At 71.1% G+C, this 24578-nt stretch carries 23 protein-coding genes; 6 read left to right on the top strand and 17 right to left on the bottom strand.

What is annotated here, in order from left to right; translation table 11 throughout:
* Positions 1–25: 25 nt before the first annotated feature.
* Both FPZ41_RS15165 and FPZ41_RS15170 read right to left on the bottom strand, forming a co-directional pair.
* Entirely contained in the window at positions 26–1168 is a 1143-nt protein-coding gene (locus FPZ41_RS15165) for a hypothetical protein (protein ID WP_322620259.1), read from the bottom strand.
* A complete protein-coding gene (locus FPZ41_RS15170; protein WP_152862901.1) occupies positions 1119–2108 on the bottom strand; it encodes a phosphatase PAP2 family protein in 990 nt (329 codons plus the stop codon). Before FPZ41_RS15170 ends, FPZ41_RS15165 begins: the two co-directional genes overlap by 50 nt.
* Positions 2109–2364: 256 nt before the next feature.
* On the opposite strand from FPZ41_RS15170, the gene FPZ41_RS15175 reads away from it, so the two are divergent.
* Complete coding sequence (locus FPZ41_RS15175; RefSeq protein WP_152862902.1) at positions 2365–2961, top strand: histidine phosphatase family protein; 597 nt, start codon at positions 2365–2367, stop codon at positions 2959–2961.
* Between the two features lie 60 nt (positions 2962–3021).
* Here the strand turns inward: FPZ41_RS15175 and FPZ41_RS15180 are convergent, their stop codons facing one another.
* On the bottom strand, positions 3022–4455 hold the full coding sequence (locus tag FPZ41_RS15180) for a hypothetical protein (RefSeq protein ID WP_152862903.1): 1434 nt from the start codon (positions 4453–4455) through the stop codon (positions 3022–3024).
* A gap of 302 nt (positions 4456–4757) precedes the next feature.
* Here FPZ41_RS15180 and FPZ41_RS15185 point away from each other — a divergent pair, with 302 nt between their 5' ends.
* Both FPZ41_RS15185 and FPZ41_RS15190 read left to right on the top strand, forming a co-directional pair.
* The gene (locus FPZ41_RS15185) at positions 4758–5231 is read left to right on the top strand and encodes a hypothetical protein (protein WP_228022744.1); all 474 of its coding nucleotides are present in this window, start codon (positions 4758–4760) and stop codon (positions 5229–5231) included.
* A gap of 42 nt (positions 5232–5273) precedes the next feature.
* On the top strand, positions 5274–6143 hold the full coding sequence (locus FPZ41_RS15190; RefSeq protein WP_152862904.1) for a spermidine synthase: 870 nt from the start codon (positions 5274–5276) through the stop codon (positions 6141–6143).
* A gap of 44 nt (positions 6144–6187) precedes the next feature.
* Here FPZ41_RS15190 and FPZ41_RS15195 read toward each other — a convergent pair whose 3' ends face one another.
* Entirely contained in the window at positions 6188–6751 is a 564-nt protein-coding gene (locus FPZ41_RS15195; RefSeq protein ID WP_194236094.1) for a hypothetical protein, read from the bottom strand.
* A gap of 108 nt (positions 6752–6859) precedes the next feature.
* On the opposite strand from FPZ41_RS15195, the gene FPZ41_RS15200 reads away from it, so the two are divergent.
* The 3 genes from FPZ41_RS15200 (at position 6860) to FPZ41_RS15210 (ending at position 10077) form a co-directional block, all read left to right on the top strand.
* On the top strand, positions 6860–7564 hold the full coding sequence (locus tag FPZ41_RS15200) for a response regulator transcription factor (RefSeq protein WP_152862907.1): 705 nt from the start codon (positions 6860–6862) through the stop codon (positions 7562–7564).
* Complete coding sequence (locus FPZ41_RS15205; protein WP_152862909.1) at positions 7561–8982, top strand: HAMP domain-containing sensor histidine kinase; 1422 nt, start codon at positions 7561–7563, stop codon at positions 8980–8982. Before FPZ41_RS15200 ends, FPZ41_RS15205 begins: the two co-directional genes overlap by 4 nt.
* 204 nt (positions 8983–9186) lie before the next feature.
* Positions 9187–10077 (top strand): RpnC/YadD family protein, encoded by an 891-nt coding sequence (locus tag FPZ41_RS15210; protein ID WP_152862911.1) that lies wholly within the window; start codon positions 9187–9189, stop codon positions 10075–10077.
* Positions 10078–10257: 180 nt separating this feature from the next.
* Here FPZ41_RS15210 and FPZ41_RS15215 read toward each other — a convergent pair whose 3' ends face one another.
* The 13 genes from FPZ41_RS15215 to FPZ41_RS15280 form a co-directional block, all read right to left on the bottom strand.
* On the bottom strand, positions 10258–10932 hold the full coding sequence (locus tag FPZ41_RS15215) for a copper resistance CopC family protein (protein WP_152862913.1): 675 nt from the start codon (positions 10930–10932) through the stop codon (positions 10258–10260).
* A complete protein-coding gene (locus tag FPZ41_RS15220) occupies positions 10917–11558 on the bottom strand; it encodes a superoxide dismutase family protein (RefSeq protein WP_194236095.1) in 642 nt (213 codons plus the stop codon). The genes FPZ41_RS15215 and FPZ41_RS15220 overlap by 16 nt, the downstream gene beginning before the upstream one ends.
* Positions 11559–11699: 141 nt before the next feature.
* The gene (locus FPZ41_RS15230; protein ID WP_152862914.1) at positions 11700–12110 is read right to left on the bottom strand and encodes a peptidase inhibitor family I36 protein; all 411 of its coding nucleotides are present in this window, start codon (positions 12108–12110) and stop codon (positions 11700–11702) included.
* A gap of 84 nt (positions 12111–12194) precedes the next feature.
* Positions 12195–12971: a hypothetical protein gene (locus tag FPZ41_RS15235; RefSeq protein WP_152862916.1), complete on the bottom strand. Its 777-nt coding sequence runs from the start codon at positions 12969–12971 to the stop codon at positions 12195–12197.
* A 73-nt stretch (positions 12972–13044) separates the two neighbouring features.
* Positions 13045–13947: a gluconeogenesis factor YvcK family protein gene (locus FPZ41_RS15240; protein WP_194236096.1), complete on the bottom strand. Its 903-nt coding sequence runs from the start codon at positions 13945–13947 to the stop codon at positions 13045–13047.
* Complete coding sequence (rapZ, locus tag FPZ41_RS15245) at positions 13944–14822, bottom strand: RNase adapter RapZ (RefSeq protein ID WP_152862920.1); 879 nt, start codon at positions 14820–14822, stop codon at positions 13944–13946. The genes FPZ41_RS15240 and rapZ overlap by 4 nt, the downstream gene beginning before the upstream one ends.
* A gap of 2 nt (positions 14823–14824) precedes the next feature.
* Positions 14825–16099: a glycosyltransferase gene (locus tag FPZ41_RS15250; protein WP_322620256.1), complete on the bottom strand. Its 1275-nt coding sequence runs from the start codon at positions 16097–16099 to the stop codon at positions 14825–14827.
* 22 nt (positions 16100–16121) lie between these two features.
* Positions 16122–17378, bottom strand: a complete 1257-nt coding sequence (locus FPZ41_RS15255) for an MFS transporter (protein ID WP_194236097.1) — start codon at positions 17376–17378, stop codon at positions 16122–16124.
* On the bottom strand, positions 17375–19366 hold the full coding sequence (locus FPZ41_RS15260; protein ID WP_194236098.1) for a thiamine pyrophosphate-binding protein: 1992 nt from the start codon (positions 19364–19366) through the stop codon (positions 17375–17377). Before FPZ41_RS15260 ends, FPZ41_RS15255 begins: the two co-directional genes overlap by 4 nt.
* A 5-nt stretch (positions 19367–19371) precedes the next feature.
* The gene (locus FPZ41_RS15265) at positions 19372–20310 is read right to left on the bottom strand and encodes a UTP--glucose-1-phosphate uridylyltransferase (protein WP_322620257.1); all 939 of its coding nucleotides are present in this window, start codon (positions 20308–20310) and stop codon (positions 19372–19374) included.
* Positions 20311–21176: 866 nt separating this feature from the next.
* Positions 21177–22598, bottom strand: coding sequence for a GH1 family beta-glucosidase (locus tag FPZ41_RS15270; RefSeq protein ID WP_152862926.1), 1422 nt, complete (start codon positions 22596–22598; stop codon positions 21177–21179).
* A 115-nt stretch (positions 22599–22713) separates the two neighbouring features.
* Positions 22714–23622, bottom strand: coding sequence for a carbohydrate ABC transporter permease (locus FPZ41_RS15275; protein WP_322620258.1), 909 nt, complete (start codon positions 23620–23622; stop codon positions 22714–22716).
* Positions 23623–23634: 12 nt separating this feature from the next.
* On the bottom strand, positions 23635–24570 hold the full coding sequence (locus FPZ41_RS15280) for a carbohydrate ABC transporter permease (RefSeq protein WP_322620260.1): 936 nt from the start codon (positions 24568–24570) through the stop codon (positions 23635–23637).
* Positions 24571–24578: the final 8 nt, after the last annotated feature.

Below are 24578 nucleotides of genomic sequence, written 5' to 3' on the forward strand. Positions count from 1 at the left end.
GTCCGGCGCCGGGTGGGCCGTGCGGTCAGTGACACCGGGCACCCTCCGCGCGCGCGGCGGCCGCACTCAGTGCCTCCGCCCGCAGGTCCGCGGCCCTCCGCAGGGCCGCCACCGTCGGGTCCTCGGGGTCGCCCGCCATGCCGTGGGCCGCCGCCAGGACGTCCTCCGCCGTTGTCAGGCCGCCCAGCTCGGCCCGGAGCGACCGGCCCAGGGACGTCACCGCGCCCTCCTCGCGGGAGCGGCCGCGGCAGTGGAAGGCCAGCTCGCAGGCGGCGAGGCACTCGGGCGCGTATGCCGCGGGGAGGGCTTCGACGGCGGCGGTCAGCTGCTCCCGGGGGAGGTCCGGGGCGAAGCAGGTCCCCTCGGGGAGGGCGTCCGCGATCTCCTCGACACGGGTCAGGCGCGCCAACTGCCGGCGCGTGACCGCCCGTTGTTTGCGGACGTCCACGGCAGCGGCCGTCGGGAGGTTGGTGAAGTCCTTTGGGCACACGAGCAGCACGCGGTGCCGCACTTCAGCCGGGGTTTCGAGGCGCGAGGCGACTTCCTCCAGCGCCAGCACGTACACCGCGGACTGCCGGGCGGCGGCGCCCACCTTGGCCGGGTCCGCGGCACCGTCGAGCATCGGGAAGGACTTGATCTCGACGACCGTCCACGACCCGTCCGGGTGCACGACCACGGCGTCCGGCTCCAGGAACGCGGGGGAGCCCGCCACGTCGAGTACGAGCATGGGGTGGTCGAGCAGCGCCCAGCCGCCGGATGCGGAGGCCTCGCGCAGCGCCAGTGCCGTACGGGCCGCGCGTCCCTGGGGGCCGATCGCGGCGAGGTCGGGGGTGGCCGCTTCGGTCGGCGGCTCGGCGGAGGGGTCCAGCTTCTCGTGCACCAGCCGCAGCAGCTCCGCGCCGCCGTCCGCCTTGACGCGTGCCTCGAACGCGTTGCCCCGCATGAAGGCGAACTGCGACATGCCGAAGGCGGAGGGGGAGCCGAGCGCGCTCGCCAGCGCCGTCTTGTTCACACCCGCCCCGTCCAGGAGCGCGCGTCGTCTGCAGCCCGGGTTGGCGGCGAGGGCCGCGAGGGCGCGGGCGTCCAGCGCCTTGGGCTGTACCTCGGGTCCGCGCAGCTCAGCGAGCCGGGGCCCGAGCGCTGTCCCCGGCGTCCGTGGGGGCGGCACTCGGCTCGGCGGTGGACTCGCGCTGCCGTGGAATTCGCTCACCCGTGGAAGTCTGGCATCCGCCACCGACAATCGGGGCGGGTGCGCCCCGAGAGGTGTCCGCGACGGGAGTGGGCCGACCGGCGAGCCGCCCCCCGAGGGCTTCGCCGAACCGCCCCTCGAACCGCGCCCGGAGCCCCGCCCATGCCCGGTCCGCGAGCCGCATCACCAGCGGGGTCAGCAGCAGTCCGACCCCCATCACGGCGGCGCCCGCCACCGCGTCGAGGAAGTAGTGGTTCGCGGTGCCCATCACGACGATCGTGGTGATCAGCGGGTACAGGACACCGGCGACCTTGGCGGTGCGCGTGCCGCCGTGCCGCCAGAGCATCACACCGCACCACAGGGCCCAGCCGACGTGCAGGCTCGGCATCGCCGCGTACTGGTTCGTCAGCCCACCCAGCCCGCGCGGCGCGCTCGCCTCGCCGCCCCACCAGCCGTACGAGCTGTAGTACGCCATCGTGTCGACGAAGCCGTACTCGGGCGCGAGGAGGCGGGGCGGGCAGGTGGGGAGGAGGGTGAAGCCGATCAGTCCGATGAGGGTGGACGTCATCAGCCAGGTGCGGGCCGCGCGGTAGAGGTGGCTGCGGGACCTGAAGAGCCATATGAGGACGACGGGCGTGACCAGGTAGTGCAGGGACGCGTACCAGAAGTCGGCGGGTATGCCGAGCCAGGGTTCGCGGGTGAAGAGACGGTTCAGGGGGTGTTCCGCGTTGAGCCAGAGGGCCTTCTCGACGCGCAGGATGGCCAGGCCGTGGTCGACGGCGGTGGAGACGTCGCCGCGGGCGAGGAGCCGCCCGGCCGAGTACAGCGCGTACACGAGCACGAGCAGCGGCAGTTCGGACCACCAGCGGAGCCGCACCTGCGATGCCACCTCGGTACGCGATGCATCGGATTGCGGCATCCGATCGTCCTCCCCCATCTGCGAGCGTGGCCCTTGGCCACTGCTTCAGGTGGCCCGCCCGATTTTACGGTGTATACAAGTGCCGTTTCCGAGCACCTCATAAGTCTTTGGCAACCGCTTCGGCGCCTCGGTTGTCGAAGACGCAGAGATCGCCCACTGGGTTGCCCCGTGCAAGCGTGCGCAATGATGGAGCGATCCGCCGCTGGTTTCCCACAGCTCCCGCGGTTTCGTACAGCTCCTGGAAAGGCCCCTCCTCATGGCACCGCGCATCCTGCTGGCCCGGCACGGCCAGACCGAATGGTCACTGGCCGGGCGGCACACCGGCAGGACGGACATCCCCCTGCTGGAAGAGGGCCGGCACGGCGCCAAACTGCTCGGTGAGCGCCTCCACCGGTCGCCCCTGGACGGCCTCCCCGACGCCGAGGTCCGCACGAGCCCCCTCTCCCGCGCGCGGGAAACCTGCGAACTCGCCGGCTTCGGCGACCGGGCCACCCCCTGGGACACGCTGATGGAGTGCGACTACGGCGCGTACGAGGGGATGACTCCGGCCGAGATCCAGGCCGTACGCCCCGGCTGGCTCATGTGGCGCGACGGCGTGCCCGAGGGCGAGACCCTGGAGCAGATCTCCGCGCGCGCGGACGAGGTGGTCGCCTGGGCCCGCTCCGCCGACCGCGACACTCTGGTCTTCGCGCACGGCCACATCCTGCGCTCCATAGCCGCCCGCTGGCTGGGCCAGGGCATCGACTTCGCGGCCCGTATCCGCCTGAACCCCACGTCGCTGTCGGTGCTGGGCTGGGCCTACGGGGAGCCGGCGATCGAGTCGTGGAACGACACGGGACACCTGACCGCGTAGCACTCACACCTGTCCGTGTAGCCCTCCGCGCACGTCGGTCCCTCCGCGGGGCCGGCTCCCTCACGTCATCCGCGGCAGCGCCGCGTGCCGCTCCAGGAACGCCGACACCCCCGACGCGCGCCGGTGCGGCAGCAGCACCCTGGCCGTGCCCGCCAGCATCGTCTGGATACGGGAGGACTGGACCTCGTCGAGGAGGTCGAGGACGTCCATCCCGGCGGCGGCCGCCTCGTCGGGACGCCCCCCGCGCGCGAGGTCGTCGGCCAGCTCGGCCGTGTAGAGGGCGATGTTGCGTGTGAAGTGGGGGTCCTGGAGACGGGCGGCGCGCCGCGCGTGCCGGGCCGCGCGCGGCCAGTCGCCCAGCGTGGACCAGCACTGCGCCTCCAGTCCCTCCAGTTCGGCCTCTCCGTAGAAGGTCATCCACTCCGGGTCGGCATCCGAAGGGCCCCGCTCGTACAGGGCCTGCGCACGGGCCAGCGCCTGCTCGCACCCGGTGCGGTCGGCCAGCCCGGCCCAGCCCCCGGCCTCCCTGAGCGCGAGCAGCGACATCAGCCGCGGCGAGCCCAGTGGCCGGGCCACCCGCTGTGCGGCCTGTGCCGCCCGCACCGCCTCACGCGGACGGCCCGCGTCGCGTGCGAGGAACGCCGTGTTGCAGAACGCGTGCGCTTCCAGGCCCGGATCCCCCGACATCCGGGCCGTCGCGAGTGCCTCCGCGTAGTGCGAGCGCGCGTCGTCGAAGCGGCCCGAGTCGTGCGCGAGCCACCCCACGGAGATGGCGAGTTCCCCGGCCCCCGCGTACAGCCGGTCCGTCGTGGCCTGCCGCGCCGCCCCCGCGTCGAGCAGTGCGTACGCCGTCCGCAGCGGTGCCGCCGCCCTCCGGTACAGCCCGTCGGCCCCGTGCCGGTCGTCGAGCAGCCGGATCCGGCGTACGGCGTCTTCGAGCGCCCCCGCCTCGGACGAGCCCACCCGGCGCACGGGCCGCCCCGCCGCGGCGGCTGCTCCGCCGTACGTCAGGGGGCCCAGTGAGACGGCCGCCACAGTGGCGGTACCGCCAGTCATGAATGCGCGACGCTGCACGTCGCTCTCCTCGTGGTTCTGGTCTGTTTCTTGCGTGTCATACGGCTCACACGCCCCATCCGTCTCATGCGGGGCGTACGACAGGTTCTCGGTGCGCGAGGAGGGGTCCTCCTCCTCGGTACGCGCCCCCCGGCCGCGTACCGCAGAACGGGGAGCGAAACCCAGGTCGGTCAGAGTCCGGCCGGGGAACATGTGCAGGAACACCCGCTCGTACGCGTAGTTGGGACAGCGGATCTCTCCCGACTCGACCCGCCCGACGTACCGCGCGTCGCAGCTCACCCGCTCGCCGATCTCACGCGCGGCCCGCCGCACCGCGGCCGCGAACTCGCCCGGTGAGCGCTGACCGCGCAGCTTCCGGAAGGCGAGGTTCGGCCGTGGTTGCCGCGGGGACGGGGACGAGGTCACCGATGACGACGCCATGGGCGGGCCCTCTCTCGCGAACCGTCGAACCATGCCGGATTCGCGGAGAGTTGTCCGTGTGGTTCACGGTTGGTTCCCTGCGTCCGGCGGGGCACGAACGTACTAGCCCGGCGGGTGCCGCCACGCGAGGTTTGGCCACAAACCGGATAACTCGTACTCGATCTGCCATGAACTGCCATCCTTTGCGGCGCACTTCCGCCGTAGCCGTTGACGAACCCGCACGTTGGACAACATGGCCGGGAGCCGCCCGAACTCCCGAGTCCCCGCTCGCTGGAGGAGAGGCCCACGTGGTGGAAGCCGGGATGAAAAGCATCGAACCCTGTTCGCCGACTTCCGCTTCGCGGACTCCCTGTTCGCCGGCGGCCACCGCGGGGAACTGGCCGACCCCCGGCTACAGCTCCCCGCCCACGCAGCAGTCCTCCGCGTGCGACCTCGTGACCGTCCCCGCCCGGCAGGGCCTGGAGGCGGTCGACATCCTCCGCCGCGGTGCCGTCGACGCCACGGGCCCCGTCCCTCCGGCCGTGGGCCCGGTGCTGCACGACGACGGCGGCGACACCCTCGGCTTCCTCGTCCCGCCCGGTACCGCCGACGCCTGGGACGTGCCCGGCAGCACGTGCACACAGTCCGACGGCCGGGGCGCGGACCTCGCCCCCGAGGAGGGCTCCGACTGGCTGCTCCCGCCCGGTGAGGCCGACCTCGCGACCGACCCGGCGGTCCTGCGCGCGGCCCTCGGGGAGGCGGCCCGGCTGATCGAGGCGGCGGACAACTGCCGCTAGGGCGCCGAGTCGGCCCTCCCGAAGACCCCCGATAATGGCGGGATGGGCAGGTCACGGAAGGCGCGGAGCGGACAGGCGGCCGACGCGGCCGTCGTCGAGACGGTGGACGGCGGGCTCGCCGAGCTGATGCCCGACCGGGACCGGCCGCGCGCGTGGACCCTGCTGATCGACGGTGCCCCGCAGTCGCACGTCGACCTCGACGACCCGGCGTACCTGTCCTTCGAGTACCAGCGCCGCCTCGGCCACGTCATCGATCTCGCGGCCCCGCCCGGCAGACCCTTGCACGCCGTGCACCTCGGCGGCGGCGCCTTCACCCTCGCCCGGTACGTCGCCGCCACCCGCCCGCGCTCCACCCAGCAGGTCGTCGAACGTGACGCGGCACTCGTCCAACTCGTCCGGCGTGAGCTGCCGCTGGACCCGGGCGCCCGCATCCGGGTGCGGTCGGCCGACGCCCGCGAAGGGCTCGCCAAGGTGCCCGACGGGTGGGCGGACCTGGTCATCACGGATGTGTTCAGCGGGGCACGGACTCCGGCGCACCTGACGTCCACGGAGTTCCTCGCCGACGTCCGCAGGGTGCTGAAGCCCGGTGGCTGGTACGCCGCCAATCTCGCCGACGGCCCTCCCCTCGCCCATCTGCGCGGCCAGATCGCCACGGCCGCGGCCGTCTTTCCCGAACTCGCGCTGGTCGCCGACGCGGCCGTGCTGCGGGGCAAGCGGTTCGGCAACGCCGTCCTCGCCGGCTCCGACCGGCCGCTCCCCGTCGCCGAACTCACCCGCCTCACCGCGTGCGACCCGCACCCCGCGCGGGTCGAACACGGCAGGACGCTCCGCGACTTCACGGGCGGGGCGGTGCCGGTGACGGACGTGGCGGCGGTGGCGTCACCTCCGCCTCCACCGTCCGTGTTCCGCTGAGACGTCTGCCGTGCGCTGGAGCCGGGGCCGGGGCCGGGGCCCGGTCAGTAGGTCTCGATGTCCACGCGCGGCGCGCTGTTGTGCCACGTGCAGAACACCGACACCCGCTCCGCGCCCGAGGCGAACTGCACACGGATCCACGTCTCCGTCTTCCAGACCTGCATCGACCAGTCCGAGGCCGGCGTGGCGGAGACGAGCGTCGCGTACGTCCTGTCGAGCGAGAAGACGACGTGGCCGCCCTCCGTGTCGTAGCTCCTGATCCGGCCGGAGGCCGTCGGACTCGGAGTGGGACTGGGCTTCTTGGCGGGCGGAGGGGTCGGTGACGGTGTGGTGGGGCGGTCCTTCCGCGACTTCTCCTCGCCGCCGGCCGCCGGCTCGCCGCTCGTCGACGGCTCCGGGCGCGCGCCTGGTCTCGTCGTGGCCGGGGTCGTGGCCGGGGCCAGTGCCTGCGGGTCCTGCTCCGTCGTGTCGCCGGCCGTGATCGGCAGGGCGCGCGGCGGATCGTACGCGGTGCCCGCCATCACCGAGTGGACACCCCACCACGACAGCGTGACCGCCGCTCCCGTGGCGAGCAGCCAGGCCAGTAAGTGGACGAGTCCTCTGCGCATCGCGGCCATACTGCACCACGAGTCCCACGACTGTCCTCTGTCCTCTGCCCTCGGGGAGTTGTCCACAGGCCCCAACCGGCCTTGCCCGTATGGCGTACGGTGCGGCGCATGGCACGTGTGCTCGTGGTCGAGGACGACCAGTTCGTACGCTCGGCGCTGATCCGGCACCTGACCGACGCCTCGCACACCGTGCGCAGCGTCGGTACGGCGCTGGAGGCGCTGCGCGAGGTCGCCCATGTCCGCTTCGACCTGGTGATCCTGGACCTCGGACTGCCCGATCTGGACGGGTCCGAGGCTCTGAAGATGCTGCGCGGGATCACCGACGTGCCGGTGATCGTCGCCACCGCGCGGGACGACGAGAGGGAGATCGTCCGGCTGCTGAACGCGGGGGCGGACGACTATCTGACCAAGCCGTTCTCGGTCGAGCACCTGTCCGCGCGCATGGCGGCCGTCCTGCGCAGGGCCCGGCCGGTCGCCGGTGACGTACCGCCGTCGACGGTGCTCCGGGTCGGCGGCCTCGCCATCGATCCCCTGCGCCGTGAGGCCGAACTGGACGGCGTACGACTGGACCTGACGCGACGTGAGTTCGACCTGCTCGCGTTCCTCGCCGGGCGGCCGGGTGTGGTCGTGGCCCGCAAGGAACTGCTCGCCGAGGTGTGGCAGCAGTCGTACGGGGACGACCAGACCATTGACGTCCATCTGTCGTGGCTGCGGCGGAAGTTGGGCGAGACGGCGGCCAGGCCGCGCTATCTGCACACCCTGCGCGGGGTCGGTGTGAAGCTGGAGCCACCGAGGGCGGAGCGGATGCCATGAGGTGGGCGCTGGTCAAGGTGTGCGTGGCGGTGACCTCGATGGTCGTGATCGCCTTCGCCGTGCCCCTCGGGCTGGTCATCAAGGAGCTGGCGCGCGACCGGGCGTTCTCGAACGCCGAGCGGGAGGCCGCCGCGGTCGCGCCCGCGCTGTCCATCACCACCGACCGGGAGCAGCTGGAGCGGGTCGTCGCCTCCGCCGGCTTGGACGACGGGATGGCCGTGCACATACCGGCGGGCGACGGCGAGCGGGCCGTCGACCTCGGCCGGCAGCGCGCCTCCGACGCGGACGTCGCCACCGTCCGGGGACTGGGCCGCGCCTCCACCACTCAGGTGCCCGGCGGCTCCACGCTGCTCCAGCCCACCGCGATCGGCTCCGGCGCGATAGCGGTCGTCGAGGTATACGTGCCGGAGTCCGAGGTCGGCAAGGGTGTGGCCGCGGCATGGGCGGTGCTCGCCGGAGTGGGCGTGGCACTGATCGCCGGCTCGGTCGCGGTGGCCGACCGGCTCGGCGTCCGCATGGTCAGGCCCGCACGGCGTCTGGTCGAGAGCGCGCACGAACTGGGGGAGGGGAGGTTGGGGGCGCGGGTCCCCGAGGAGGGGCCGAAGGAACTGCGCCTGGCGGCGACGGCGTTCAACGCGATGGCCGACCAGGTGGTCCAACTGCTCGCGAACGAGCGGGAGCTGGCGGCCGACCTCTCCCACCGTCTGCGGACGCCGCTGACCGTGCTGCGGCTGAACGCGGCCTCGCTGGGCGACGGTCCGGCGGCCGAACAGACCCGGGCCGCGGTCGAGCAGTTGGAGCGCGAGGTCGACACGATCATCCGCACGGCGCGGGAGGCCACGCCACAGACGGCGGCGCCCGGTCCCGGTGCTGGTTGCGACGCGGCGGAGGTCGTCCGTGAACGCATGGCGTTCTGGTCGGCGCTCGCGGAGGACGAGGGGCGGAGGGTACGGCTCGCGGGCGTGGACCGCCCCGTCCGCATACCCGTCGCCCGCACCGATTTGGCCGCCGCGCTCGACGCCCTGCTCGGCAACGTCTTCCGGCACACACCCGAAGGCACGGCCTTCGCGGTGGACGTGCACAACGGAGAGGACGCCGTGATCGTGCTGGTGTCCGACGCGGGCCCCGGCATCCCGGACCCCGAGGCGGCGATGGCGCGCGGGCGCGGCTCCGGCAGCGACGGCTCGACCGGGCTGGGCCTGGACATCGTGCGCCGGCTGGCCGAGTCGACGGGCGGTGACGTACGGATCGGCTCGTCTGTGCTGGGTGGCACGGAGGTACGGATCTGGATCCAGCTGGACGGCCGGGCACGGTCGCCGCGGGGGCGGGCCCACCGTGGGCCGGTACGACGGCGCAGACACCCGGGGCTGCGCTCCCGCCTGACCTCGGCGTTCAGCCGCCCCCGTTCCTTCCTCTGAACTGAGCACACCCCGACGCCTCTTGGCCTGCTTGTCTGCGACGTCCCCTGCCGTTGACGACGAGGACGGCCGCCACGTGGTTCGAGGTGGGGGTCGGCAGGGCTGGCACAGGGTTGGCATAGGCCAGAGGCACATTCACTCATATGGCTGAACGCGCCCCATAACTGCCCATCACGACCCCAACTCCCCGCTACATTCCGTCACATGGTCAGCTCAGCGCATGAAGCGATGCACCACATCTTCCGGGATGACCCAGGGCTTTTCGCTCGGGTCCTCCCGAAGGCGGGCATCCCCTTCCCCGAGCCCGCGGCGATTCAGCCCCTGGACACGGATCTCACCGAGATCCGGCCGCTGGCCCGCCGGGTCGACACCCTGTTCCGGGTCGACACGGCCGAGGACGGCGGCTTCCTGCTCGCCGTCGAGGCCCAGGGCAAGCCGGACCCGGACAAGCCGAACAGTTGGACGTACTACCTGGCGCACCTGTACGCCAAGTACCAACTGCCCCCGATCCTGCTGGTCGTCTGCCGGGACAAGGCCACCGCGTCCTGGGCGGCGGAACCCGTTCGTGTCGGCCTGCCCGTTCACACGAGCATGGCGGTCTTCCCTCTCGTCCTGGGCCCGGGCAACGTTCCCGCGGTCACCGACCCGGACGAGGCGACCGAGGACCTCGCCCTCGCCGTCTTCTCCGCGCTCGCCCACGCCAAGGATCCGGGTCTCCCTGCGATACTGGACGCGCTGGCGGCGGCAGTGGCCAACACCGGCGGCGAGACCGCGCAGCGTTGGGCGGAATTCACCGAAGTCGGCCTGGGCGACATCCCGGCCCGTGCACTGTGGAGGCAACTGATGGCCACGTACACTCCCCGTTTCCCTGGCTCTGGCACCCTCATCGAGGAAACCCTCATTAAGGGCGAGGCCGAGGGGCGCGCCAAGGGCCGTGCCGAGGACATCCTCCGGGTCCTCGACCGGCGTGGCATCGAGGTCTCGGAGCCGGTCCGGGAGCGGGTCACGTCGTGCACCGACCTGGAGGTCCTGGGTATCTGGCTCGACCGCTCTCTGGTCGCTTCGAAAGTCGAAGAACTGTTCGCGGGTGAGTGACGTCGGCTAGGCGTGTGTCGACCAGCCACGCCCCGCCGACCCCGCGGGGCGTGGCACCCCCCTGAGTCGCGCCCCACCACGGCGCCTCTACGTCGCCGCCAACAGCGGCACCCCCGGCTCCGTGCCACGACTGAGGTCCTCGCCCGTGCGCGTGTGCAACAGCAGTGCCCGAGTTGGCGATCAGTGCTCGTGCCTGCGCGGCGGGATTCCACGGCGGCCTTCCGCCAGCAGCATGAACGCCGCGAACAGTAGCGCCGCTCCCGCTCCGCCACCCACGATCGCCCACTGTGTACCGGACAGCCCCGAAACGGCGCCGGTGTCCGCGCTCTCTGTCTGCCCCTGTCCCTGTGCCTCCGCTTGTTCCTGCCCTTGCTCCTGCGTTCCGGCTGTTCCCGAGGCGGTGCCCGGGTCCGGGAGGGTCTTCCCGGAGCACTCCGGTGCGGCGGTCGCCGCGCCGGCCGACTTGTCCACCGCGAACTGGAACGCGCTCTCCAACGGGTCGCCGTCCGCGCTGCGCAGGGAGTAGGACACGGTGTACGTTCCCGGCTCGTCCAACGCGTCGACCGCGAGACACAGCGTGTCGTTCCCGTCGCCGTCACCGCCGTCACCGCCGTCGGACACCACCACGGGGGCACCGGACGCGACCTCCGTGCCGCTCGGGCCCGTGATCCCGACCGCATCGGGCGAGGGTTCCAGCAGCGGGCCGAAGGTGAGCGCCATCACCTTCAGGCCGGGGGCCACCGAGTCACCGGGGCCCGGGGAGCCGCGGAGCAGGGTGGTGTGCGCGAGGGCGGGGGTGGGAGCCGAGAGTGCTCCCGCGCACACCACCAGCAGGGTGATCAGAAGTCGGCGCATGCGAGCTTGTTGTCCATCGCCTTGGCGGGGTGCACCACGATCGCCCTGGCCCCGTCGCCCACCTTGGTGTCGTTGTTCACCGTCATCATCGCCTTGCCGTCGTCACCGGCGGTGAAGGCCAGATGGACCTCGTTGGGCGGGGTGGTCGGGCCGCCCTTCTTGAACTGGAAGTGGTCGCCCCCGTTGTCCTTCGCGCAACTCTGGGCGTGCAGATGGGACATGTACTCGGTGCCCGGTTCGAGGCCGCTGAGCATCACCGTGACGGTGGTGCCGTCGTCGTGCTGGGCCAGCCAGGCGGTGCCCTTGACGCCGTCGGAGTCCGGGGGAGCGGTGTCGAGCACGACGAACGTGCCCTCCTTCAGGTCCGCACCCTTGATCTCGTTCGCGGGCGTGGCGTCGGGATCCCCCATGTCCATGCCCTCCATGCCGTCCATCGCCATCTCGTCGTCCTTCCCCGAGTCCTTCTCCGAGTTCTTCTCCGAGGAGGCCTTCGAGTCACCCGCCCCCGAGTCACTCGTGTCGCCGCCACAGGCGGTGAGGGCGAAGGAACCCAGCAGCACTGCGGCGAGGGACACCGCCGTCGCCGTGGTGGAGCGGCCGGTCTGGAGCTGGTCGGACAGGGGCACTGGACACTCCGTGTTTCTGTGGGGCCTTGCGGACAACAGCCGTGCGGTCCACGCCCGTTGAGCCGGGGCGCGGACCGAACCGCCGTAATCAGGTTGTCGTGCGCGTGGAGTGAGAAGTTCCCGGGAAGGGGGGAGAAGTTGTCAGCCGGCCGGCACCCAGACGCTCTGCGGAGTGAAGGAACCGAAGTCGCCCAGACTGGAGTTGCCGGGCAGTGCGTAGGGCTGGCCGAGGCAGTCGTCGCTCTGGAACATGGCCGCATTGCTGCTGTGGGTGTTGATCGCCGAGTGTGCGCGCTGGCCCCAGCCGTGGTCCACCAGGCTGACGCAGACGCCGCCCGAGCCGGCCGAGGCGACCGTGAACCGCTCGCCCGCGAAGCTCGTGCCGCTGTAGAGGCATAACGAGCCGCCGGAGGGGCACTCCGCGGCGCTCCTGACATCGGCCCTGACATCCGTCCTGACATCGGCCCCGGAGGAGGCGGCGGTGGCCGGACCGGCCATGAGTACGAGCGGCACCGTCAGGGCGGCGCCGAGGAACAGGGTCTGAGGGGACATGGTTTGTCACAACTCCTTAGGTTGACGAGTTTCGGGCAGGAGCGGGCGCACAGCACCGCGAAGGGGTAAGCCGCACGGATCACCTCACTTGGTGAGGCCGTGGCTCTCCCAGAGCCGTTCGAAGCACTTGAGCTTCACGTCCTCGTCCTGGGTGCCGTGCATGGAACCCGGCTGGTTGCGCAGGTCGCTGTGGCGGACCCGCAGCGGCCACCGTTCCGGGTAGGCGATCTTGCGCTCGCCGGAGGTGCCGACATGGCTGGCGAGGTTCTCCCACTGGTACTCGAACCCCTCGTGGCTGACGAAGGTGTCCCGGTCGAAGGCGCCGAGCCGCCGCGCGACGGGGGCGAAGCGGGCGGTGTCGTAGGCGATGAGCTGGTCCACCACCCGGTTGACGGAACGGACCCCCGGCTCGATCTCCGGCCCGACGTCCGTGAGCGGCCAGTCCCACTCCTCGTGGTCGTCCACCTTGCTGACGAGGACGACTTCCGGGTTCTGCTCGAAGATCCGCGCGGTGGCGTCCAGGACGTCGAAGGTCTCGTCCGTCTTGTAGATGAACGTGTCGTCGGTGAACGTGATCAGGTACGGGCTGGTGGTCGTGAAGTGGTTGCCGTGGAAGTTGTTCGACGGGGCGCCGGAGAAGGCGTGCCGGTGGGTGCGGCGGAACCGCAGCTCGTCCACGCCGAGTTCGGCCAGCCGGGGCAGCAGCCGGGCGACGGCCTCGTCGGACGAGCGCTCCGCGACCAGCACCACCTCGAAGTCGTGCCGGGTGGGGTGGGTGAGGGAGCGGATCGCCAGCGGCAGTGTCTTGTCGATGAGCCGTTCGGTGTCGTGGAAGGCGCAGGCCAGGGTGAAGAACGCCATGTCGGATACCTCCGGGACGGGAACTACGGAGCTACGGAGCTACGGAGCTACGGGAGTATCGGGAGTACGGGAGCTACGGGAGGACCGTCGCGAGCGCGGCGGCCAGCTTGACGCTGTCGTGAGCCGTGCCGTACTGGGGATCGGAGCGGACGAGGTCGGCGCGGACGACGGGGACGCCGACGTCCCCGGTGGACAGGGGGCCGCCGTCGTGCACCAGCACCAGGTCGGGTTCGACGCCGTGGGCGCACAGCGCGTCGACGTGTGCGGCGACGTCGTATCCCTGGGTCTCGGCCACCTCGGGCTCCAGGTTGCAGACGTAGACGAGTTGGGCGCGGGTCGCGGCGAGGGCGGCGTGGAGGTCGTCGACGAGAGCGGCCGCGAGGAGGGAGGTGTAGACGGAGCCGGGACCCAGCACCACCTGGTCCGCGTCGTGAATCGTCCGGGCGAGGCCGTCGGGTGGTTTGACTCCGGGAGGGCTGAGCTCGACGCGGCGGATGCCGGCCGTCTTCGATATGGCGTACTGCCCGGTTATCCGGGTGCCGTTCGATGTGACGGCGCTCAGGTCGACCGGTTCGACCGTCGCCGGGACCACCTGGCCCTGTTCCGGGTCCAGGCCCAGCAGGGCCGCGGTGCGGACGGTGGCGGCCAGGAAGTCGCCCGTGACCGCGGTGAGCCCGGCCAGCAGCAGGTTGCCGAGGGCGTGGCCCTCCACGTCGGTGCCGCTGAAGCGGTACTCCAGTGCCTGGCCCAGCGGTTCGTCCTCGGCGCCCGCAAGCGCGGTCAGACAACGGCGCAGATCGCCGGGGGCGGGGATGCTGAGCGCGCTGCGCAGCCGTCCGGTGGAGCCGCTGTCGTCGGCGGTGGCGACGATGGCGGTGGTGTGGGAGGCGTACCGGCGGGCGGCCCGGAGCGTGGCGGTGAGGCCGCGCCCGCCGCCCATGGCCACGACACGGGGACGGTGTTCCCGGGCGCTCACTTGTGGACATCCCGGTGGAGGACGCCCGGGGTGACGCCCAGCGGGCGCAGGACGACGGCCAGTTGCTCGGCCATGGCCACCGAGCGGTGCTGACCGCCGGTGCATCCGAGGGCGACGGTCAGGTACGCCCTGCCCTCGTCGATGTAGGCGGGCAGCAGCCGGCCGAGCATTCGTTCGGCGTCCTGGAGGAACGACTGGGCGGTGCTCTGGGCGAGGACGTACTCACTGACCGGCGGGTGGAGCCCGGTCAGCGGGCGCAGTTCCTCGACGTAGTGCGGGTTGGGCAGGAACCGGCAGTCGAAGACGATGTCGGCGTCCAGCGGCAGGCCGTGCTTGTAGCCGAAGGAGAGCACGGTCATCTGCACGCCCTGGCCGCTCCCCGCGTCCGCGAAGAGTGTGCCGAGCCTGCGCCGCAGCTCATGGACGTTCAGCGCGCTGGTGTCGAGCACCATGTCGGCCTCGTTGCGCACCGGAGCGAGCAGTTGGCGCTCCTGGTCGATGGCGGAGACCAGGTGCTGTTCGTCGCCGTCGGCCAGGGGGTGGCGGCGACGGGTGTGGTCGAAGCGCCGTACGAGGACGTCGGTGGCCGCTTCCAGGAACAGCACGCGCACCCTGGCCCCGGACGACCGCAGCCAGGCCAGCATGGGCAGTACCTCGTCCTGGTGGTGCCCGGTGCCGACGGCCAGGGCCACCCGGGTGAAGGACGACTTCGGGGCCTGGGCCAGTTCGACCACCTTGGGCACCAGCTTGGGCGGCAGGTTGTCGATGGCGAACCAGCCGAGGTCTTCCAGGTGGTCGGCGGCGAGGCTCCGTCCGGCCCCGGACAGGCCGGTGATGACGACGACCTCGCTCTGGAATCCGGGAGAGGGCGGCATCGTCAGCTCCCGGAGGCGGGTTCGGCGGAGGCTTTGGCGGCGGGTTCGGAGGGTTCGACGGATGCGGCGGATTCCACGGTGGCCTCGGTGGCCTCGGTGGCGAAGCGGTCCAGTTGGCCGATGGGCCCCTCGGGGCGCCAGCTCAGCGGCGGGATGTGGGCGTTGACGAGTTCGCCGTCGTCCCTGAGGAGGGACGCCGGGGGGTGCTGCATGTGCAGCATCCAGTCGTCGTGGTTGAAGAAGGGTGCGGCGACGTCGAAGCGGTAGACGAAGTCGTTGTCCTCGCCGCCCCACCCCTCGTACCGCTCGTCCATGCCGCCGATGCGGTGGAAGGTCCCGGTGCGCACCCACAGGCAGCAGCCCGGCGGGCGGCGCAACTGGAAGGCGCGAAGCCCGTCGGCGCCGGCCTCGGCGCTCCCGCGCTGGAGCCGCTCGCGGATGGCCCAGGCGGTGGTGGGGCCGTCCAGGCAGCTCATCTTCCGGTACGTCATATGGCCGCCGACGCCGGGGGAGCGGAAGCGTTCGGCGTTGCGGGCGACGAAGTCCCGGTCGGCGAGGACGTCGGCGTCGAGGATGCACAGCACCTCGTTGCGGCCCGGAGTGTTGACCACGCCCGCGTTGACCGCCCAGGACTTGTTGAACATCCCGGCCTTGGGGGCGAACAGGTAGTGGTCGGCGAAGGGTGTGATCGCCTCGCGCCGGCGCGGGGAGTCGTCGGACTCGACGACGGTGACCTGGTAGCGGTCGCGGGGGAAGGACTGGTCGCGCAGGGCGAGCAGACAGGCCAGCAGGTTGCGCAGCCGGGCGCCGCCGGTGTCGCGGTCCCGGAACGGTACGACGATCAGCACCTCGGGGTCCGCTCCGGGGGGCAGCGCGGGCCCGGGCGGGAGGGCGCGCAGTTCCTCCACGGAGACCGGCTCGGCATCGCGGGTGTGCCGCCCGCCGAGGTGGAAGCCGATGCGGGAGTTGCACTCCGCCTCCCACGCGGCGTCGAACAGGGGAGCGGTGGAGGGCAGGTCGGCCTGGTCGAGGAGGGCGGTGCGCAACCGGTGGTAGTGGTCAGGGGTGGCCGGGTCCTCGGCGAGGCGTTCGCCCAGCGTACGGATCTCGGCGTTCTCGGCCTTCTTGACCGCGGCGACGACGGCTTCGGTCCACGGGCGGGCCATCTCCCAGTAGAAGAGGCCGGAGCGGCGGGCGTCGGGGTCGGAGACGACCACGACGCTGTCGACGACGGCGGTCGCCAGGACCTCCGGGTCGCTGGGACGGAGCTGAGCCACAGGCGTTCCTTTCGGGTGGCGATCAGGGGAGCGGGTCGGCGGCACGGGCAGGCGGCGGACCGGTGGCTGCCCGGGGCCCCGAGGTGGCGAAGTGCAGAAGGACCGCGGCACCCAGCGCGAGCACGCTCACCACGCCGAGCGCCGCGGGCAGGCCGGTGAGCTCCGCGAGGAAGCCGATGAGCGGAGGCCCGGCCAGGAATCCGGTGCCGGCGATGCTGGACACGACGGTGATGGCCGGGCCTGTGGCCGGTCCGCCCATCCGTCCGGCCATGGAGAAGACCGCGGGCACCACGACGGACAGTCCCGTCCCCAGCGCCGCGAACCCGCAGACGGCCGCGGCCGGATGCCCGGCCAGCAGACCGGCGGCGAACCCGCAGCCCGCGAACGTCACCGCCCACGTCACCACCCGTACGTCGCCCCAGCGGCCCAGGAACCGGTCGCCGAGGAGGCGCCCGGCCGCCATGGCGACGGAGTAGGCGGAGTAGCCCACGGCGGCGAACTCGGCGCTGGTGCCGAGGTCGTCGCGCAGGTAGATGGCGCCCCAGTCGCCGACGGCACCCTCTCCGGCCATACCGCACAGGCCGACGAAGCCCAGCAGCACCAGCGGCAGCCTGCGCTCGGCGGGCAGCCTGGCCCAGCCGCCTTCGGCAGCCCTCGGAGCGACATCGCTGCTCGCGGGCAGCAGCCAGGGCGACACGGCGAGGGCGGCGCCGCCCAGCACCGCGGCGACGAGAGCGAAGTGCACCAGCGGGGACAGCCCACGGGCCTCGGCAGCCCCGCCGGTCAGCGCGCCGAGCAGCCCGCCGATGCTGTACACCCCGTGCAGGGAGGACAGCACGGGACGGCCCATACGGTCCTGTACGGCGACGCCGTGGGCGTTCATCGCCACATCCACGATGCCCATCGCCGCGCCGAAGCCGATGAGGGCGAGCCCGAGGGTGACGATGTTCCCGGCGAGCGCAGGGAGCATCAGGGCCAGACAGCTCAGCGTGATGCCGAGCACGGTGATGGGGCGGCTCCCGTACCGGGCGACGAGCTGGCCGGAGATCTGCTTGGACAGCAGGGCGCCGACCGCGATGCCGAGCAGCGCCAGCCCGAGCGGGCCGGTGCCCGCGTCGACGTGGTCCTTGACGGCGGGGATGCGCAGCACCCAGTTGCCGAACAGGGCCCCGTTGACGAAGAACACCACGCTGAGGGCGATCCGTGCCCGCTGCGGCCCCGCGGTCCCCGACAGCCGGGGCGCCGGTCCCCCGGCAGGGGTGGCCGGCCCCTCCCTCACGCCACGCTCTCCTGCTCCACCGCCACGCTCCCCTGCTCCGCCGAGGCGTTCTCCCGCTCCGCCGGCGTGGCCTCCTCGAAGCCCTGGGTGATCCAGATGCCCTTCCACACGTCGGGATCCGACGGCAGGACGATCTCGACGAGGCTGGGTCCCGGTACGGCGGCACTCTTCTCCAGCACGGTCGCCAGGAGGGACACCGCCGCCTGCACGGCCGCGGGCGAGCCGCCGAGGGGGACGACCACCTGCTGGGCGGGCACTCCGAGGGCCTCGGCGACCTGGTGGTACGCCATGTGTCCGACGTTCGCGAGATACGAACGGTCCGAGGTGCCGTACGAGGCGTCGGCCTGCTTGTTCAGCGAGACGGACTCCCCGTTGTTGCAGACGACGAACAGCACCTGGGCCTGGTCCTGCACGGCGGCCACCAGCCCCTGGAAGGAGTTGGTGAAGGCCTGGTCGCCCAGCGTGCACATCACCCGGGCGTCCTTGTCCCCGAGGGCCAGGCCCGTCGCGTACGCCAGCCCGCCGCCGACGAACGCCCCGTGGTCGCCGAAGACCCGCAGCCCCTGCGGGAAGTCGTCGTAGTGCTCGGAGAGCAGCCCGCCGAACATCTGGCTGTCGTCGACGAGTGCGGGCCGTTCCCAGGAGGCGAGGGTCGAGGCGAGCGCGCGGGCCACGGCGCGGCGTCCGTCCTGGACCTCGCCGGTGGCCTGCTCGGGGCTCACCATGTGCTCGGCGAGGGCCTGCGCCGGGAACCAGGGCGCGGGCGCCGGCTCCCCGGCGGCGCTCAGCCGGTCGGCCAACTCCGTCAGGATCAGGGCCGGTTCGCCGACGGCCAGTGGCTCGTCGTCGCGCAGGTACTCGTTCTTGAGGACCTTGGCGGAGTCGGTGTTGACCGCCGCCTTCCGGCAGTCGGGCAGGGGGCCGACGACTCGTTCGTAGATGTTGCGGTCCTCCACCGTCACCAGGAGGTCGCACTCGGCGAGCAGGGCGCGGTGTGCCGCGCTGAAGGGGTTGAGCCAGCCGGCGAAGTTCGTGACCTCCTCGCTGCGCAACCGCTCGAAGAGCATCGGGCCCCGCCGGTACCGCACCTGAAGCACCGCCGCGCCGGTCATGGTGCTCAGCCGGTCGAGCGCGGGGCGTGTCCCCGGGTGGTGCAGCGCGTAGTCGTCGAGGAGGAACAGCGGGCGCCGGGCCTGCCGCAGCTCGCTCAGCAGCGCTTCCAGCGCGGGCTGCCTGAGATCGGTGGCCGGTGCGGCGGGCGGGGTCGTGAGCAGCGCGTCGAGCGGTATCCAGCGGCTTTCGGCGACATCCTGGGGGATACCGAAGAGTGCCGGCCGGTACGGCGGTGTGGTGCAGAAGGCCAGGCTCGCCCGGAGCCGGTCCACGAACCGCTCGGCCGACGCCCGGCGTTCGCCGGGACGCTTGGGCACGGGCGGGGCCTGCCACGACCAGTCGGCGAACGTGCCGATGCCGTGGATCAGGCCGTGTTCGCCGTGCGGCGGCAGGAAGCGGACGGAGCCGCTGGAGGGAAGGCCGACGAGGAACAGGGCCCCCACCTCGTTGCGCCGGGCGTCGGCCACGGCTCCGGTGGCGTTGGTGAGCCCGCGTGCGCCGTGCAGCAGGGCAGCGCCCCGGCCCGGTTGTGTCAGGGAGGCGCCCGCGGCCATGAAGGCGGACTCCTTGTCACCGCGTCCGTTGGACAGCTGGACGCCTTCGGTGCGGTGCAGCGCGTCGCAGAGCGCCAGTTCGGAGGTTCCGGCGTAGACGAAGACGTTGTGGACGCCGGCGTGGGCGAGCAGTGCGGCCACGGCCTCCGCGCCGGTCAGCAGCGGTAACCGCTCGGGGTCCGCGTCGCCGGCCTGCGGCCTGAGAGCCTCTACGGTCCGGTCGTCCCCGGCGAGCACGAGCCGGGCCAGGGCGAGTGCGTCGCTCTCGTCGCCGTGGGAGGAGTCGGGGAACGGGGTCTCTTGGAGGGAGCCAGAGGGCATTGAGTTCACCTTGTCTCGTGAAAGTCGTGCGAGACGAACGCGGCCAGCCATGCTCGGAAGTCCGGCCCCAGATCGTCGCGTTCGCAGGCCAGGCGGACGATGGTGCGCACGTAGTCGGCCCGGTCGCCGGTGTCGTAGCGGCGGCCGGAGAAGAGAACTCCGTGCACGGGCGCTGCCCTGGTTCGGGAGAGGCTGTCCAACGCGTCGGTGAGCTGGATCTCTCCGCCGCGTCCGGGGCCGGTGCCGCGGATCACGTCGAAAATGCCGGGGTGGAGCACGAAGCGGCCGATGACGGCGCAGGCGCTGGGTGCCTCGCCTGGACCGGGTTTCTCCACGAGGCCGGTGACGCGCACGACATCGGCCTCGCCGGTGGGGGAGACGGCTGCGCATCCGTACAGATGCATATCGCGTGGATCGACCTCCATGAGGGCGACCACGCTGCCGCCGAATCGTTCCTGTACGGCGATCATGCGGGCGAGCAGGGGATCGCGGGGATCGATGAGGTCGTCGCCGAGGAGGACGGCGAACGGCTCGTTCCCCACATACGATTCCGCGCACAGGAGTGCGTGACCGAGGCCTTTGGGTGCGCCCTGGCGGACGTAGTGCAGCGTCACGAGGTCGCTGGACTCGCGCACCTGGTCCAGATGCGTCTCGTCGCCTTTGCGGGACAGCGCTTCTTCGATTTCGACGTTGTGGTCGAAATGGTCTTCCAACGGCCGTTTGTTACGGCTGGTGACCATGAGGATGTCCGTCAGCCCGACCGAGGCGGCTTCCTCCACCACGTATTGGATGACGGGCTTGTCGATGAGCGGAAATATTTCCTTGGGAATGGCCTTGGTGGCCGGAAGGAAGCGAGTGCCGAGGCCTCCTACCGGAATGACAACTTTGGTGACGTGCGGGTGGAGCGGTGACTTTTCTCGTTCACTGCGTACCTCTGACGGCACCTAAAACTGTCCTTCCCTCTGAGGGTCGGCGCAAAGAACCCTGGCATATGCGTTCTCTGCCTGTCAAGCGTGTTCTGCCGCGTCGCGAATTTCCCTGACGGGTAACTGGAAGGTAAACGGAAAGTTCACTTACGCATTCCTGTGACCGCGCTGCGCATGTCAAGACAGCACGGCAGGCCGCACCGTTGCGGCAAAGGGGGAATGCGATGTGATGACGCTCTGCTGAAGAAGCTTCAGGCCCGTGGGCCGATGCTGGAAATGTCCCGTTGTGCGGCGAGGAAGGGCGGACCCATCAGGCGTTTTGCGGCCGTACCCATGCAAGCACTCTCCCCGTTGTCGTGGCCGGAGGGCCGTACGCAAGTGCCATTCATGATTCGCCGAAGAGCATCGTCCGTTCGATAACGAACGCACAGAACATATCACGGTGCGCCGTCCGGTTGCCACATTCTCCTGCATGCCGGCGGCGATGCGTGATGGCCTGATCGCGCTCTTCGTCGGGTGCCCGCCAACGGGGTAAAGCGGGCAAACGCAATACCGTGATTTTGGAGTTAATGATTCCGCTTCAAAAGTCGCGTGATCATGTCGAATTCGGTGTTCGATCAGGTGAATGCGTATGCGGCCGACCGTCTGCCGCACGAAACCCGTGCCGCCCGCGGAGGCCCCACCTTGCGCTCAGCCGTGCCCGGCGGAGTGTGAGGCCTGCTCATGTTCGGCCACTCAAGAACGGACGGTTCTCAACATGCCGGAAACAAACCGATCGCCGGCGGCGGCTGCGCGGACCCGAGGGCCGCACGGTATGGGCACATTCCTCCGCCCTGCCCCGGACGAGGGGCAGGGCGGAGGAATGCATGGGGGTGGCTCCGCGATCACTCCACCGGGGGCAGCGTCCCCGTCCGCGCCGCCCCCGAATACCACCGCGCACTCGACTTCGGCGTCCGCTTCAGCGTGGCGTAGTCGACGTACACCATGCCGAACCGCTTCTCGTAGCCGTAAGACCACTCGAAGTTGTCCATCAGGGACCACTGGTAGTAGCCGCGGACGTCCGCGCCGTCGGAGATGGCGCGGCGGACCGCCGACAGGTGGCCGTGCAGATAGGCGATCCGCTCCGGGTCGTGGACGCGGCCGTCCGGGTCGGGCTTGTCGTCGTAGGCCGCGCCGTTCTCGGTGATGTACAGCGGCAGGCCCGGCGCCTCCCGCGTGTACCGCATGAGCAGGTCGTGCAGCCCCGTCGGGTCGATCGACCAGCCCATCTGCGTCTGTTCGCCGGGCGACTGGTGGAACATCACGTCGTCCGCGCCCGGCCAGGGGGAGTACGCGCTCGCCCCGTGCCCGTCCGCCCGTGGGCCCCGTGCCTCGGCGTCCGCCGCCGACACGAGCGCCGGGGTGTAGTAGTTCAGCCCCAGCGCGTCCAGCGGCTGGTTGATCAGCTCCAGGTCGCCCTCCATGACGTACGACCAGTCGGTGAGCTCCTCCGTCGCCTTCAGCAGCGTCTCGGGATACGCGCCGTGCAGCATCGGGCCGTGGAAGATCCCGTTGGCCAGGTCGTCGATCTTGCGGGCCGCCGCCAGGTCCGCCGGGTCCTGCGACACCGTCCGCACCGTCGAGGAGTTGAGGCTCACCGCGATCGAGTTGCGGGCCGGCATCACCGACCGCAGGGCCGTCGCGCCCAGGCCGTGGGCCAGGTTCAGATGGTGGGCGGCCTTCAGGGACGCCTCCGGTTCCGTACGGCCCGGGGCGTGCACCCCGGAGGCGTAGCCCAGGAACGCGGTGCACCAGGGCTCGTTGAGCGTCATCCAGTGCTCCACACGGTCACCGAGCGCCTCGCCGACCAGCTGCGCGTACTCGGCGAACCGGTACGCCGTGTCGCGCTCCGGCCAGCCGCCCGCGTCCTCCAGCTCCTGGGGGAGGTCCCAGTGGTAGAGGGTGACGGCCGGCTTGATGCCGTGGGACAGCAGTTCGTCGACGAGACGGCGGTAGAAGTCCAGACCGACCTGGACGGCCGGGCCGCGCCCCGTCGGCTGCACCCGCGACCAGGAGACGGAGAAGCGGTAGGCATCCAGGCCCAGCTCCGCCATCAGCGCCACGTCCTCGGGATAGCGGTGGTAGTGGTCGACGGCGGTGTCACCATGATCGCCGCCGGCCGTCCTGCCCGGCGTATGGCTGAAGGTGTCCCAGATCGACGGGGTGCGACCGCCCTCCCGCACTGCCCCCTCGATCTGGTACGCGGAGGTCGACGCGCCCCAGAGGAAGGTGGAGGGAAAGGTCACCGGCGTCACGGGTTCAGGCATGGAAGCGCTCCCATCGGTGGTCGTTCAGACCGTTGGAGGAAGGGGGGAGGGACATCCGGGACGAGGTGGTGGTGACTCACCCCGGAAGCACGGGGACCATGGCGGGCCGGTGCCGTCAGCCCTTGACGGCGCCCTGCATGATGCCGCCCACGATCTGCTTGCCGAAGATCGCGAAGACGAGCAGCAGCGGCAGCGTGCCGAGCAGCGCGCCGGCCATGATCAGGGACTGGTCGGGAGTGTAGCCGCGTCCCAGGCCGGCGATCGCGACCTGCACGGTCGGGTTGCCCATCTGGGTCAGCACCAGGAACGGCCACAGGAAGTCGTTCCAGGTCTGTACGAACGTCAGCATGCCCAGCACGGCCATCGCGGGCCGCGCGGCCGGGAAGACCACGTGCCACACCACCCGCCAACTGCTCGCGCCGTCCACGCGGGCGGCCTCGATGATCTCGTCCGGCAGCGCCTGGAGCAGGTACTGGCGCATGAAGAACACACCGAACGCGCTCACCAGCGAGGGGAAGATCACCGCCTGCAACTGGTCGGTCCAGTCCAGCTTCGCGACCATCATGTACAGCGGGATCACGCTGAGTTGCGGCGGCACCATCATCGTGCCGATCACGATCAGCATCAGCGCGCTCCGGCCCCGGAAACGCAGCTTGGCGAAGGCGAACCCGGCCACCGTCGACAGCACGACTATGGTCACCGCCGAAATGCCCGCCACGAGGGTGGTGTTGAGGAACGCCTCACCGAGGTTGGCGTCCTTCCAGGCCACCTCCAGCTTGTCGAGGAGGCCCGAACCGAACCAGAACGGCGGCGGGGACTGCGCCAGCCGGCTGTTGTCGCGGGAGGCGGCGATCGCCGTCCACACCAGCGGGAACAGCGAGCCGACGGTGAACAGGGCCAGGATCACGTACGCGATCGGCCCGGCGTGCAACTGCCCGCCCGCCCGGGCGGACTTGGGGCCCCGGGTGCGCTTCGGCGGCGGGTCCACCGCGTCGGCCGGGGGTTTCGTCACAGTCGTCGTCACGGCCGGAACTCCTTAATGACTGGCGCGCAGCCGGCGCGAGATGACGTAGTTGACGATCCCGATCACGATGAGGATCAGGAACATCGTCCAGGCGATCGCCGAGGCCCGCCCGAGGTGCTGGTTCACCCAGCCCTGCTCGTACAGGTACAGGCCCAGCGTCTGGAACTGGTGCTCGGCGCCGCCGGAGGCGCCCTTGGTCGCGTCGAACAGCAGCGGCTCGCCGAAGAGCTGGCTGGCCCCGATCGTCGACACGACACACGTGAACAGGATCGTCGGCCGCAGCGACGGCAGCGTCACATGGAAGAACTGCTGCCAGCGGTTGGCCCCGTCCAGGGCCGCCGACTCGTAGAGGTCCTGCGGGATGGCCTGCATCGCCGCCAGATAGATCAGCGCGTTGTACCCGGTCCAGCGCCAGATGACGATCGTCGAGACGGCGAACTTCGACGCCCACTCGCCGTTCTGCCAGTCGATGCTGCCGATGCCGACCTGGTGCAGAACCCAGTTGATCATTCCGTAGTCGCGGCCGAAGAGCAGCACGAACACCAGCGAGGCGGCGGCGATCGAGGTCGCGTACGGAGCGAGCATCACGACCCGGTAGAAGGTCGAGCCGCGCAACTTGTAGTTGAGGATGTGGGCGATGCCCATCGCCATCAGCAGCTGCGGAACGGTGGAGATGATGCCGATGGTGAGGGTGTTCTTCGCCGCGTTCCAGAAGAAGTCGTCGTCGAAGATGCGCGTGTAGTTGCGCAGCCCCGCCCACTCCATGTCGGTGGGCGCCGTCAGCTCCACCTGGTGCAGCGACGCCCAGCCCGTGTAGAGCAGCGGGAACAGGCCGAACGCGACGAACAGCAGGAAGAACGGCGATACGAAGGCGTACGGGCTCCAGCGCACGTCCCGCTGCCAGCGGCGGGACAACCGGGCCCGCTTCGTCGCCGCGTCCGCGGACACGGCGTCAG

This window comes from Streptomyces acidicola (assembly GCF_009377235.1).
Lineage (GTDB): Bacteria > Actinomycetota > Actinomycetes > Streptomycetales > Streptomycetaceae > Streptomyces > Streptomyces acidicola.

Bases quoted from the DNA above. Each gene is read 5' to 3' on its own strand.
- FPZ41_RS15170 (WP_152862901.1), bottom strand. From the start codon at position 2,108: ATGCCGCAATCCGATGCATCGCGTACCGAGGTGGCATCGCAGGTGCGG.
- FPZ41_RS15175 (WP_152862902.1), top strand. From the start codon at position 2,365: ATGGCACCGCGCATCCTGCTGGCCCGGCACGGCCAGACCGAATGGTCA.
- FPZ41_RS15180 (WP_152862903.1), bottom strand. From the start codon at position 4,455: ATGGCGTCGTCATCGGTGACCTCGTCCCCGTCCCCGCGGCAACCACGG.
- FPZ41_RS15185 (WP_228022744.1), top strand. From the start codon at position 4,758: ATGAAAAGCATCGAACCCTGTTCGCCGACTTCCGCTTCGCGGACTCCC.
- FPZ41_RS15190 (WP_152862904.1), top strand. From the start codon at position 5,274: ATGGGCAGGTCACGGAAGGCGCGGAGCGGACAGGCGGCCGACGCGGCC.
- FPZ41_RS15195 (WP_194236094.1), bottom strand. From the start codon at position 6,751: ATGCGCAGAGGACTCGTCCACTTACTGGCCTGGCTGCTCGCCACGGGA.
- FPZ41_RS15200 (WP_152862907.1), top strand. From the start codon at position 6,860: ATGGCACGTGTGCTCGTGGTCGAGGACGACCAGTTCGTACGCTCGGCG.
- FPZ41_RS15205 (WP_152862909.1), top strand. From the start codon at position 7,561: ATGAGGTGGGCGCTGGTCAAGGTGTGCGTGGCGGTGACCTCGATGGTC.
- FPZ41_RS15210 (WP_152862911.1), top strand. From the start codon at position 9,187: ATGGTCAGCTCAGCGCATGAAGCGATGCACCACATCTTCCGGGATGAC.
- FPZ41_RS15215 (WP_152862913.1), bottom strand. From the start codon at position 10,932: ATGCGCCGACTTCTGATCACCCTGCTGGTGGTGTGCGCGGGAGCACTC.
- FPZ41_RS15230 (WP_152862914.1), bottom strand. From the start codon at position 12,110: ATGTCCCCTCAGACCCTGTTCCTCGGCGCCGCCCTGACGGTGCCGCTC.
- FPZ41_RS15235 (WP_152862916.1), bottom strand. From the start codon at position 12,971: ATGGCGTTCTTCACCCTGGCCTGCGCCTTCCACGACACCGAACGGCTC.
- rapZ (WP_152862920.1), bottom strand. From the start codon at position 14,822: ATGCCGCCCTCTCCCGGATTCCAGAGCGAGGTCGTCGTCATCACCGGC.
- FPZ41_RS15260 (WP_194236098.1), bottom strand. From the start codon at position 19,366: ATGCCCTCTGGCTCCCTCCAAGAGACCCCGTTCCCCGACTCCTCCCAC.
- FPZ41_RS15270 (WP_152862926.1), bottom strand. From the start codon at position 22,598: ATGCCTGAACCCGTGACGCCGGTGACCTTTCCCTCCACCTTCCTCTGG.